Below are 13,468 nucleotides of genomic sequence, written 5' to 3'. Positions count from 1 at the left end.
GGGCAATAATGGAATTAACAGGTAATGATTACCTCGGGTTTATCAAGGATGATAAGACATTATTTTATCAACCTAACAATAATCATCATAATGGTTTTAAATATCTTAAGCCAACTGGCAATTTTTATGATTATAGTGATAATTATTGGCATTACATTTTGTTTAATCATCAATTGCCTGAGCAAGGTTGGAAAATCCATATTTCAGCAAATGTTAAGGATGCTCAGCAGTTGCTACTTGCTGTTAGTAAATATTTGACGGTTAAACATGTAACGTATAAATTTGTGAATACTTTGGATGAGTTAGTCTTAAGCAATTCAAAGTATGGCGATCGTGCAGGCTCAGGAAAGTTCATTACCGTTTACCCAAGAACTGATAAAGAATTTGTGGAGCTGCTTGATGAACTAGCGCAAGTTACAAGCAATTTTTTAGAGGGACCATATATTCTAAGCGATAAGGAATGGCATGATACTCATATTTTCTACCGTTATGGTGCATTTAAAGAAATAAAAGCAAGAATTAATGGTAAAGAAGTATATTGCATCAAGGATAATCATGGAAATCTAATTGAAGATAAAAGAGTACCATACTATCAAACTCCCAAGTTCATTGTGGAACCTGCTGAATTGAAATCCAATGTTCAACAATATGATAAATTTGAATTTAAGCAATTGATGAAGTATCGAATTGACTCTGCTTTGCATTTTAGTAATGCTGGTGGAGTTTATCATGCAACTTTAAATGGTAATGAGTGCGTCTTAAAAGAAGGTCGTGCTTATGCTGGCCTTGATGCTAATGGTCTTGATGGGTTTAAACGAGTAGAACGCGAATATAAGGCTTTAGCAAAATTACATGATGTTCCAGAGACAGTTAATGTCTATGAAAAATTTAAGGCATGGAAGCACTTATACTTGGTAGAAGAATATCTTGAAGGAGATACATTAGCTGACTTTATTGACAGTCAGTATCCGTTTACTGCAAGTAAAGTTGAAAAAAAGAAGTATGCACAAAAATGTACTGCAATTATTAATGCGTTGACAGTGGCAGTTGAGCATATCCATAGTTATGGCTTAGCGATTGGCGATTTACAGCCAGATAATGTTATTTTGCTTAATTTAACAGACAATATCATTAAATTAATTGACTTTGAAAATTCGCAAAAATTGACTGCTAAATATCAGCCGGGGATGGCAACACCAGGTTACGCTGATGTTAATGCTCATACCTTTGGGGAAGCTGATAACATTGCTTTGTATAAGATTGCACGTTATATGATTTTACCAATAGCCAGTGATTTTGATTGGGCTCCGGAAATGGAGCAAGAACAGGATAAAAATATTGCTGATGAATTTGGTCCTGAAATTGTAGATTTCTTTCATTGCTTGAAAAATAAGTTGAGCCTGAATTTTAATACTTCTACACGACACCCACAACATTATCAAGCAAATTTGTTTAAGCCAAAAACAAGTTTTGATATAGATAACCTTGATAAAAATATTTCAGAAATAGCACAGGGGATTATCCAACACCTTGATTTTGATTTTATGGGCTTAATTCGTGGTGATATTACTGAATATGATTCTCAAATTAGTTATTATTCAGTAGCTAACGGTGCTTTTGGTGCAATTATGGCATTGACAAGGTCTAATTGCTTAAATAGCAAAATTAATCACCAGATTCATAATTGGATTGACTATCAGATTACTAATATTAAAAAATTGCTAGATAATCAGGATAATAATAGCGGGTTATTTACAGGACTTACGGGTATTGCGGTGGTTTTAGCTGAACAGGGCTATCAAGAGTTGAGCAAATTAATTATGGACAAATTGTTGTCTTGTAAATTAAACCAAGATATTTCAATTTATTCTGGAATCTCTGGTGTAGGTCTGGCTTACTTAACTTTTTATTTGCAGAATAATGATGAAAAATACTTACGGCAAGCACAATTATTAGCTAAGAAAGTTAGTGAACTTACTCAATCAGAAATATATACTAAAGAATGTGATAGTGGCTTGTTAACTGGCTGGTTAGGTGCAGCTCTGTTTTTGTGGAAAATGTATGTTGCTACTCAGTCTGAAAAATATAGAATAGAAGCATTAAGAATATTACATTTGGTATTGAACAATTCACTCGAAATTAATCAAACAGTTGCTTATATTAAAGACAATACACTATCTTATGAACGGTTGATGCCGTATGTAAATCATGGTAGTGCAGGGTTGGCGCTATTATTAATAGAATTTATTCAAGACAGCCCCGAAAGTATTAATCAGAATGAAAAAGCTATATTACAAAAATTAATTAAAGCTAACGATGTTTTTGTAACATACTTAGATGGTTTATTTGATGGCTTTATTAGTTTAATAGTTTTGGATACTGCAGTTGCCAATTTAACTGATGATAATCGATTAGCGCACAAGCTAAAATTGCTTAATAATTATATTGTAGGTCAAAACGATGTAGCTTTTGTTCAAGGAAGATTTGGCTATAAACTGTCACTTGATTTAACAACTGGTAATAGTGGTTTATTATTAGTACTTAATGATATTAAGCAGCATAAGTGGGGCTCATGGATGCCACTTTTTAAAAGCAATAAATTTAAACTGTTCTGTTAAATAAAAGTGAAATAACAAATCAAGTTTCATAATTCTTGCTGCTCTGTTGATTAAATTCGTCACTTGTTACTCTTTTGCCCGTAATAATGGTAAAATAATAAACGATTATTGAATAAAATTTGGAGCAAATGAAATGTTAGATAAGAACAAACAGATTTGGTTTATCGGAATTAAGGGCACGGGCATGGCTTCTCTTGCTTTATTGCTGCACGACTTGGGTTATAACGTTGCCGGCAGTGACATCACTAAGTATACTTTTACGCAAGTACCGCTAGAAAAAGTTGGGATTAAAGTTACTGACTTTGCGGCTGCTAATATTAAGCCTAGTGGTCAAGTAATTGTTAAGGGTAATGCCTTTAAAGACGATAATGTTGAAGTTAAGGCCTGTGAAGACCAAGGCATTACTTGGCAGAGCTATCCTGACACCGTCGAAGAAGTCGTAGCGATGCATACCAGTATTGGCGTTTCTGGAACTCACGGCAAGACTTCGACAACAGGGCTATTAGCTCATGTACTCGGTGAAGCTGCACCAACTTCTTATTTAATTGGTGATGGTGAAGGTAAAGGCGTGCAAAATTCTCGTTTCTTTGTTTATGAAGCCGATGAATATCGCCGTCACTTCTTGGCTTATCATCCAGATTATCAAATTATGACTAACATTGACTTTGATCACCCTGATTACTTTAAAGATCAAGATGATTATACTTCAGCCTTCCAAACAGCTGCCGATCAAACTAAGAAGGGCTTGTTTGTCTGGGGTGGCAACAGCCGGCTGCAAGCTTTAAAGACTAGTATTCCTAAGTATACTTATGGCTTTGATGACAGTGATGACTTCCAAGCAGTTAACATTGACCGAACAACCACTGGTTCCACCTTTGATGTTTTAGCTCATGGTGAAAATATTGGCCGCTTCACAGTTCACTTGTTTGGTGACCATAACATTTTGAACACGACAGCAGTTGTGGCAGTTGCTTATACTGAAAAAATTCCGCTGGCAGACATCCAGGAAGGTTTGTTAACATATCGCGGTGCAAAACGCCGCTTTACTGAAACTGACTATGGCGATATTAATGTGATTGATGACTACGCTCACCACCCAACTGAAATGCGAGCTACTATTCAAGCTGCACGGCAGAAGTTCCCAGGTAAACGGTTGGTAGTTGTCTTTCAGCCGCATACATTTTCGCGGACAAAGAAGTACGCTAAAGATTTCGAAGAAATTTTGCGCGACGTTGATAAGGCATATGTCACTCCGATTTATGCATCAGCGCGTGAGAGTGCTGGCGATATTTCTGGCGAGGATTTGACCGCCCAGATTCCAGGTTCAGAAGTCATTGACTTAGACAACATTGCTGACTTAACACAAAATAAAAATAGTGTGATTGTCTTCATGGGTGCCGGCGATATTCCTAAGTATGAAGATGCCTTTGAAAAATTATTGCAAAAATAGATTAATTAGAAAACTAGTTGCAGTGCGACTAGTTTTTTTAACTGTCATTAAGTCAGTATGCTGCTAGAAGCTAGTAAAAACTGCTAGAATAGTATGTAATAATTAACTAATTGATTGATGAAGGAGAAATATGGCTGATCCAAAATTACTTTTAATTGACGGTAATTCCGTTGCTTTTCGTGCTTTTTATGCGTTGTATCGCCAACTGGAGAATTTTAAGAACGCGGAAGGTTTGCATACTAATGCAATTTATACTTTTAAAAACATGCTGGATGTACTTTTAAAAGATGTTCAGCCTGATTACGTTTTAGTAGCTTTTGATGCTGGTAAAACCACTTTTAGAAATAAAATGTACGATGATTACAAGGGCGGTCGTCAGAAAACACCGCCAGAATTACTGGAGCAGTTACCGTATATTCAAGAAATGCTGCATGATTTGGGTATTACTACTTATGAGTTAAAAAATTATGAAGCCGATGATATCATTGGTACTTTTGCGCGTCTTGGTGAAGAACAGAACTTTACCGTCACGATTGTGACCGGGGATAAGGACTTAACACAATTGGCTTCAACTAAGACGACAGTGATGGTTACTAAGTCAGGCGTGTCGGACTTAGAAGCTTATACGCCTGAGCACATGCAGGAAGTTAATGGCGTGACGCCAACCGAATTTATTGATATGAAGGCCTTAATGGGGGACAATTCTGACAATTACCCGGGTGTTACTAAGGTGGGCCCAAAGACAGCTTCACGTTTAATCCAGGAGTATGGTTCAGTTGAAGGACTTTACGAGCATGTAGCTGATATGAAAAAGTCTAAGTTAAAGGAAAACTTAATTAATGACAAGGATAAGGCCTTTTTAGCTAAAAAATTAGCAACCATTAACCGTGCAACGCCAGTGACAATTACTTTAGCTGATGTTAAACGTCAAGATGTTAAGCAGGAAGAATTACGGCAATTTTATGAAAAAATGAACTTTCGTAAATTTTTAAACCAAATGGATACCTTGAGTGATACTGCTGCCGGTGAAACTGAAACTAAGCATGAAGCAATTAAAATTGATTATATTGAACTAACAGAAGACGAATTAGCTCAAATTAAAGTTGCTGCAGGAACGCCAGTTAGCTTTTATTTGGGGATGTTAGGTGCCAATTATCACTTGGCAGAATTTATTGGTTTTGCCTTAAAAATTGCTGATCAAACCTATGTCAGCCGCGATGTTGAATTGTTAAAACGTGCGCCACTTAAAGATTTACTAGAAAATGCCCAAATTCCAAAAGATGTTTTTGATTTAAAGCGGACAATGGTCGGCCTTAATCGGTTGGCAATCCATGTTCAAGGTATTGATTATGATATGTTGCTGGCATCTTATTTGTTAAATAACGAAAACAATTCAAATGATATGGGTGAGATTTGTCATTTATACGGTGACTATTCAGTTAAAACCGACCTTGAAGTATATGGCAAAGGCAAGAAAGAGCATATTCCTGATGATGACCAGCTTCTGTTTAATCACTTGGCAAGTAAAGCTCAAGCCCTGGTAAGTCTTAAAGCTGAACTACTTAAGCGGCTTCAAGATCATGAGCAAGATGACCTTTATGCCAATATTGAAATTCCAGTAGCGCGTGTTTTAGCAGTGATGGAAATGAACGGTATTAAGGTGCAGGCTGGAACTTTAATTCAGTTGCAAAATGAATTCGCTGTGGAGCTGCAAGATTTAGAAAATAAGATTTATCAAGAGGCTGGGGAACGTTTTAACCTCAATTCTCCTAAACAATTAGGGCATATTTTGTTTGAAAAGATGGGCTTGCCGCCAATTAAAAAGACTAAAACAGGTTATTCAACTTCTGTTGACGTTTTGAATCAGCTAAAAGAGCAGAGTCCGATTATTGATGAAATTTTGACTTACCGCCAGATTGCTAAAATTCAATCGACTTACGTAAAAGGGCTGCTAGATGTTATTCAAAAAGACGGCTGTGTTCATACCCGCTACTTGCAGACGTTGACGGCAACAGGGCGACTTTCGTCAGTTGATCCGAACTTGCAAAATATTCCTACGAGAACTGAAGAAGGTAAGCAAATTCGCAAGGCCTTTGTACCTAGTGAGCCTGATGGCTATATTTTTTCGTGTGACTATTCGCAAATCGAATTGCGGGTGTTAGCTCAAGTTTCTGGGGACGAACATATGCAGGAAGCCTTTAAGACGGGGTATGATATTCACTCACATACGGCCATGAAGATCTTTCATCTAGATTCACCAGATGAGGTGACGCCGTTAATGCGGCGACGTGCTAAAGCTGTCAACTTTGGGATTGTATATGGAATTTCTGATTATGGCTTGTCTAAGAATTTGAACATTAGCCGTAAGCAAGCAAAAGAATTTATTGATAATTATTTTGAGCAATACCCACAAATTCACGATTATATGGATAAGGCCGTTCAAGAAGCACGTGAAAAAGGTTATGCTGAAACAATTATGCATCGTCGTCGGTATCTGCCAGATATTCACGCTAAGAATTTTAATGTGCGGTCATTTGCAGAGAGAACTGCAATTAATTCACCAATTCAGGGATCAGCCGCTGATATTATTAAGATTGCCATGATTAATATGCAAAAGAAGTTAGATGACTTGCATCTTAAGACCAAGATGGTTGTTCAAGTTCATGATGAGTTGATTTTTGATGTTCCTAAAGCTGAATTAGAGACGATTAAACAAATTGTTCCTGAAGTAATGCAATCAGCTGTTAAACTTGATATTCCGCTAATTGCCGATTCAGGCTGGGGCCACAATTGGTATGATGCAAAATAAGGAGATAAATTAATGCCAGAAATGCCGGAAGTTGAAACAGTTCGCCGCACTTTGATGCCACTAATTAAGGAAAAAATGATTACTAAGGTGACCTTGTGGTACCCCAAAATTATTGCTAGTGATCATGATGAATTTGTTAAGAAAGTTGCGGGCTGTAAAGTTCTAACCATTGATCGTTATGCAAAGTATTTATTAATTCGTTTAAGTGGTGATCTGACGATTGTGTCGCACTTGCGGATGGAAGGAAAGTATCGCTTAACGACAATTGCTGCACCTAAGGATAAGCATGACCACGTGCAATTTGCCTTTAGTGATGGGACAGCTTTGCGTTACAATGATGTGCGCAAGTTCGGCCGCATGCAATTAGTTGAAACCGGAACGGAAAAAATAGTTACAGGAATTAGTAAACTTGGCTATGAACCTAATTCTGCTGCTTTTACTACGGAATATTTGCAGGCTGGACTTAAACGCAAAAAGAAAAACATTAAAAGCACTTTATTGGATCAGACAGTTGTTGCTGGTCTAGGTAATATTTATGTTGACGAGGTCTTGTGGAAAACTAAAATTCACCCATTAAGTGTTGCTAGTCAAATTTCTGCTGCTAAGGTGGCCCAGCTGCATGACAATATTAATGCGCTGATTACACTAGCAATTGCTAAGCGAGGGACAACGGTTCATACCTACCTTGATGCCAATGGTGAAACCGGTGGCTTTCAAAAAATGCTACAGGTTTATGGTCATCAAGGTGAACCTTGTGCGCGTTGTACAACACCTCTTGAAAAGATCAAGGTTAACGGCCGCGGCACGACATTTTGTCCTAATTGTCAGGTAATTTACAAATGACTTTAGTTTTAGGAGTAACTGGCGGTATTGCCAGTGGTAAAAGCACAGCTGATGCTTTTTTTAGGCAAAAGCAAATTCCGATTATTGATAGCGATCTGATTGCTCATGATATTTTAAATCCTGGTAAAATTGGTTATAAGCAAGTTGTGCAGCAATTTGGCCCCACAATTTTAAATGCTGATGGAACAATTAATCGCCGTAAGTTGGGACAGCTTGTTTTTGGGGATGCTGAACAACTAGCAATATTAAATCAGATTACCCATCCGTTGATTTTTCAAACAATTCAGACTAAAATTACGCAAAATAGACAAACTGGTGCCGCAATCGTAATTGTTGATGCACCAGTGTTATTTGAGTCCGGTGGGCAAAAATATTGTGACCAGACACTGCTTATTGCCATTCCTAAAGCATTGCAGGTCAAAAGGCTGATGCAGCGTGACCAATTGAGTAAGCAAGCTGCTCTAGAACGGATTAATAGTCAAATGCCGCTTGCACAAAAAGCAAAATTGGCTGATTATGTAATTACAAATACTGGTACAATAGAAGAATTGACAGCAAAATTGGCACAATTGCTATTGAAATTGAGAGGAGATAAGAATGGAATGTCCTAATTGTCGACAAAATGTCTCGCGTGTAATTGATTCTCGTCCCAGTGATGAAAATCGGGCGATTAGACGCCGGCGTGAATGTGAAAATTGTGGTTTTCGTTTTACGACTTTTGAGCGGGTCGAAACTTCACCTTTATTAGTAATTAAAAATGATGGTACACGCGAACCTTTTAGTCGCAAGAAAATTTTGCATGGGGTAATGGCTGCAGGACAAAAACGGCCAATTACCAGTGCGCAGTTCGAAGAATTAGTTGATCATGTCGAAAACAAGGTTCGTAAACTAGGAGTTAGTGAAATTTCATCAAAGAAAATTGGCCAAATTGTGATGGATGAACTAGCTAATATTGACGATGTTGCTTATATTCGCTTTGCGTCTATTTATCGTGAATTTAAGGACATGTCTAGTTTTATGAAGACAATGGAAGATATGATTGCTAAACGTGAGAAAGGAAATTAATAATGTTTGCGACTGCTGATCCCAAACAACCTTTTTTAATTGTTAACCATGTTGATGTTTTCCCTCATGATTTGCGCATTTTGATTAAGCTGTACCAGCCACTAGTTGGTGGTTTGGGCTTAGCCCTGTATTTAACGCTAATAGAAGATTATGATGCTCAGATGATTTTGTCTGACAGTAAGGGAATTTATCACTTGCAAGAGCAGCTTGATTGCAGCTTGCAGAATTTGTTTAGTGCATTGCATAAGATTGAAGCAGTTGGCTTGGTGCAAACTAGAGTAATTACTAATGAAATTATGGGGCAAGTTTTACTCTTTCAATTAACTCGCGTGCCTAGCAGTAGTGAGTTTTTTGCGACGGAACTTTTGGCAAGTTTGTTAAAAGAAAAGGTAGGGCTAACAACTTTTCAAGAGTTAAGTCATGCCTTTGCTGCGGAAAATAAAAAAGAAAAGAATCATGTTGTAGGGATGCAGAGTGCTCCAGATGTTTCGGCTTCTTTTATGGATGTTTTTCGGTTGCCTGAAGAGGAGGCAATTAGTCCGTCTGCAGATGTCCGAACGGCTGCTAAAGAAAATCAGGTTAAACCGGTAAAAACAGCCAGCGTTAATAAGCAAGATGATGTTGACTGGGCTTGGCTTAAGCAGCAATTCGCAAATTACCATATTAAGGATATTGAGATTGACCAAAATCAGGACGCTATTCGCGGAATTATGCGCACTTATGGCTTATCTGAACAAGAATTTGTTGATGAAACTTTGCCTTGTCTGCATGGCAGCTATCAGTTGGATATCCCCTTAATTAAAAAAACGATTGCTGAAAATATTCATGCACTTGATCAGAGTAATGAACTTAAGCGCCAGTTAAATACCGCGCAACCACAAGCTGTGAATTATAATTTTACTGCTCAAGAGCAAAATTTACTTAAGGCAGCTAAATCAATGTCACCAAGTAATTTTTTGTATAAATTAAAACGCAAAAAAGGCGGTGCTGTCGCGCCTAATGAAAATCAGCTACTCTATATGATAATGAATCGGTATGGTCTTTCTGCTGAAGTAACTAATATTTTAATATATGCACGGTTGCGCGATTATCCGCATTTAAGTACGTCTTTTGTACAGACTACGGCTGATGATTGGTTGCAGCATCGAATTACAAGTGCTGAAAAGGCGCTTAATTATTTGAAAGAACGGGATGCTAAGAAGCTGGCTAGACGTAAGCAAGCACAAAAAAGGTACTATACTGCGTACAATAGTAAACAAAAGCATGTTGAAAAGGGTACTGATTGGAGTAAGAAAAAAGCGGCTGATAATGCGGAAGTTTCTTCTACAGACTTGAAGAACTTTTTTAAGCATTTGGAAGATGAAAACGGAATGAAGTAGGTGATGAAATGCAATCAATTGAAAAAATTATTAATAAATTAAATCCAGAGCTTGTCAAAAAGCATGATTTGGCTAAGGTTTATCAGCAAGTACTGGCAGATCCTAGTGTGCATGAATTTTTAACTGCTCATCGCGGACAAATTAATTCTGAAATGCTTAAAAAAAGTTGGCCTAACTTATACGAATATTATGTCCGTCAGCATAAGGCCGATCCAGTAACAGTGGGGTACAAGACAGAATTGTTTTTGAATAATAATGCGATTGATCTGCGTTACGTACCGGATAAGAGCAAAATTGATCATGATCGAGAACTTGCAACTAAGAAGCATTTGCATTTAATCAAATTGCCGGAGTCACTGCACAATGTTCGTTTAAGTCAGGTTGAAGTAACCCCAGGCCGCTCTCAGGTGCTAACCGCTATTCAGCAGTTTTTGGCAAAATTTGCCCAAAATCCACACCAAAAGGGACTATATTTATCTGGAGATTTTGGTCGTGGTAAAACCTATTTGCTTGCTGGCCTTGCTAATCAAGTGGCAGCAATGGGTAAGGAAGTTGTCTTCTTGCATGTGCCGACATTTATTGCGGAACTGTCAAGTCACTTTGAAGATAATAGTCTGCAGACGGAAATTGACCGGGTGGCACAAGCTGATTTGCTAATTCTTGATGATATTGGTGCTGAAAGCCTGAGTCAGTGGTCGCGTGATGATGTCTTGGGTGTGATTTTACAAGCGCGGATGGATAATATCTTGCCCACCTTTTTCTCATCAAATTTGGCAATGGCTGATTTAGAAGAGCATTTTAAGGAAACAAAGAATGCGATTGATCCAGTTAAGGCAGCACGGTTGATGGAGCGAGTTAAAACCTTAGCAACTGAAGTTGTGGTGTCAGGTGAAAATCGCCGGCATTAGTTTTCGATTAAAAAGTTCTTGCAATTAAATATTAATTGCGTATAATAAAGAACAATGAATGAACATGATGTTGCTCAACTCAGAGAGAAAGACGTTTTTCTGAAAGTCTTTCATGAGCAAGACCCCACTCATTCTACTAATAAGGGTTTTAACAAAGGCTGGATTCCATTATCGATCTTAAGAGAGGGTTAGAGCTATTCTAATCTAATTTGGGTGGAACCACGCTACATACGTCCCAGTGCTTAATTGCACTGGGACTTTTTTTGTTTACGGAGGAAATATGAGTTTTTCAATTACTTTGCCAGACGGGTCAAAACGCGACTTTGATCAGGCTGTATCAATTGCCGACTTGGCACATGACATTTCAACATCACTTGGTAAGGCAGCATTAGCCGGAAAAGTTAACGGTGAATTGAAGCCAGTTGATTACGAATTAAATGATGATGCAGAAGTAGCAATTATTACTGATAAAGATGAAGACGGTTTGAACGTTTTACGCGCAACTGTTGCCTTTGTTTTTGAAGCAGTTGCTAAAAAGGCGTATCCAGAATTACGGTTTGGTGAACATGCAGCTGACGCCGATGGTTTCTTTGTTGATACAGACAAGGAAAATCAAATCAAAATTGGTGAATTACCACAATTAGAAAAGGCAATTCAAAAGGCAGTTAAAAGCGGCGCCAAGATTGAACAAGTAGAGATGCCTAAGAGCGAATTAGAAGATATTTACAAGGATGACAAGTTCAAGCTTGAATTATTAAAAGCTGAAAAAGGCGACACAGTTGCAGCTTACAAGTTAGGCAACTTCGTTGACTTTGGTTTTAGTGCATTGTTACCGAATACTGGTAAGATTAAGCAATTTAAGTTGTTGTCAGTTGCCGGTGCTTATTGGCGAGGTCAATCAGCTAACCCAATGCTCCAACGGATTTCTGGAACTGCCTTTTTCAAGAAGGCTGACCTTGATGACGACATTAAGCGCCGCGAGGAAATTAAGGAACGTGATCACCGGACAATCGGTCGCGACCTGGACTTGTTCTTTGTTGACCCTAAAGTCGGTGCTGGTCTTCCTTATTGGATGCCAAAGGGTGCTACCATTCGCCGCGTAATTGAGCGCTACATTATTGATAAGGAAGTTTCTCGCGGCTACCAACACGTTTATACACCAGTCTTAATGAATCTTGATGCTTACAAGACTTCTGGTCACTGGGCACACTACCGTGATGATATGTTCCCACCAATGGACATGGGTGATGGCGAAATGCTTGAAATAAGACCAATGAACTGTCCATCACATATTCAAATTTATAAGCATCACATTCGTTCATACCGTGAATTACCAGTGCGGATTGCCGAACTAGGAATGATGCACAGATATGAAAAATCAGGTGCTTTGTCAGGTTTGCAACGGGTTCGAGAAATGACTTTGAACGATGGTCATACTTTTGTTACTTTGGACCAAGTCAAAGATGAATTTGCCAGAACTTTGCAATTAATCATGGATGTTTACAAGGACTTTGACATTACTGACTACTATTTCCGTTTGTCATACCGTGATCCAAAGAATACTGAAAAGTACTTTGCTAATGATGACATGTGGGAAAGAAGTCAATCAATGCTTAAGGGCGCTATGGATGACATGGGCCTTGACTATGTTGAAGCAGAAGGCGAAGCAGCATTTTATGGTCCTAAGCTTGATATTCAAACTAAGACAGCTTTGGGTAGCGACGAAACGATGTCAACTATTCAACTTGACTTCATGTTGCCGGAGCAATTTGACTTAACTTACGTTGGTCAAGATGGCGAGGAACACCGTCCGGTTATGATTCACCGCGGAATTGTTGGTACCATGGAAAGATTTATTGCTTACTTGATTGAAATTTACAAGGGTGCCTTCCCAACTTGGCTGGCTCCAGTTCAAGTAGAAATTATTCCAGTTAATCTTGATGCTCATGGCGACTACGCTAAGAAGGTTCGCGATGAATTGAACAAGCGTGGTTTCAGAGCAGAAGTTGACTTTAGAAATGAAAAATTAGGTTACAAGATTCGTGAAGCTCAAACCCAAAAAGTTCCTTACACGCTTGTTTTGGGTGATAAGGAAATGGCAGCTGACAGTGTTAATGTTCGTCCTTATGGTACTGACAAGGAAATTGCTAAGAGTTTAGACGAATTTATTAAAGAAATTGATGCTGACGTTAAGTCATATTCACGCGAAAAATAAAAAGTTTAACTAGAATAATTTAGTTTGTCATAGGACTAAACAACGTATTAATAATTTCAGCACTTTTAAATTTAAAAGTCCGTTAGGTATTGTAAGTCGAGTTACAACGGTTGTGTAGACGATTTACTTTACTGGATTTTAGCTAGCTGAGTGTTCAATTTGATACTTAAATTTAGAATTA

General features: G+C 38.0%; 9 protein-coding genes. All 9 read left to right on the top strand.

Annotation, left to right across the window (positions count from 1 at the left end):
• Positions 1-8: 8 nt before the first annotated feature.
• The 9 genes from lanKC (at position 9) to thrS (ending at position 13,287) form a co-directional block, all read left to right on the top strand.
• Positions 9-2,618: a class III lanthionine synthetase LanKC gene (lanKC, locus tag OZY43_RS05600; RefSeq protein ID WP_277164093.1), complete on the top strand. Its 2,610-nt coding sequence runs from the start codon at positions 9-11 to the stop codon at positions 2,616-2,618.
• Between the two features lie 133 nt (positions 2,619-2,751).
• Positions 2,752-4,068: a UDP-N-acetylmuramate--L-alanine ligase gene (gene murC, locus OZY43_RS05595; RefSeq protein ID WP_277164092.1), complete on the top strand. Its 1,317-nt coding sequence runs from the start codon at positions 2,752-2,754 to the stop codon at positions 4,066-4,068.
• 130 nt (positions 4,069-4,198) lie between these two features.
• A complete protein-coding gene (polA, locus tag OZY43_RS05590) occupies positions 4,199-6,877 on the top strand; it encodes a DNA polymerase I (RefSeq protein WP_277164091.1) in 2,679 nt (892 codons plus the stop codon).
• Between the two features lie 12 nt (positions 6,878-6,889).
• Positions 6,890-7,720, top strand: a complete 831-nt coding sequence (mutM, locus tag OZY43_RS05585; protein ID WP_277164090.1) for a bifunctional DNA-formamidopyrimidine glycosylase/DNA-(apurinic or apyrimidinic site) lyase — start codon at positions 6,890-6,892, stop codon at positions 7,718-7,720.
• A complete protein-coding gene (gene coaE, locus OZY43_RS05580) occupies positions 7,717-8,331 on the top strand; it encodes a dephospho-CoA kinase (protein WP_277164089.1) in 615 nt (204 codons plus the stop codon). Before mutM ends, coaE begins: the two co-directional genes overlap by 4 nt.
• Entirely contained in the window at positions 8,318-8,785 is a 468-nt protein-coding gene (nrdR, locus tag OZY43_RS05575) for a transcriptional regulator NrdR (protein ID WP_277164088.1), read from the top strand. Before coaE ends, nrdR begins: the two co-directional genes overlap by 14 nt.
• A gap of 2 nt (positions 8,786-8,787) precedes the next feature.
• Positions 8,788-10,164, top strand: a complete 1,377-nt coding sequence (locus OZY43_RS05570; RefSeq protein ID WP_277164087.1) for a DnaD domain protein — start codon at positions 8,788-8,790, stop codon at positions 10,162-10,164.
• 8 nt (positions 10,165-10,172) lie between these two features.
• Positions 10,173-11,072, top strand: coding sequence for a primosomal protein DnaI (dnaI, locus tag OZY43_RS05565; RefSeq protein ID WP_277164086.1), 900 nt, complete (start codon positions 10,173-10,175; stop codon positions 11,070-11,072).
• A 280-nt stretch (positions 11,073-11,352) separates the two neighbouring features.
• Positions 11,353-13,287 carry a threonine--tRNA ligase gene (thrS, locus tag OZY43_RS05560; RefSeq protein ID WP_277164085.1) on the top strand — a complete coding sequence of 645 codons (1,935 nt, stop codon included), beginning with the start codon at positions 11,353-11,355 and terminating at the stop codon, positions 13,285-13,287.
• Positions 13,288-13,468: the final 181 nt, after the last annotated feature.

Origin of the sequence: Lactobacillus sp. ESL0785 (assembly GCF_029395455.1) — a bacterium.
GTDB lineage: Bacteria > Bacillota > Bacilli > Lactobacillales > Lactobacillaceae > Lactobacillus.
This window is presented reverse-complemented; position numbering and strand designations above follow the sequence as displayed.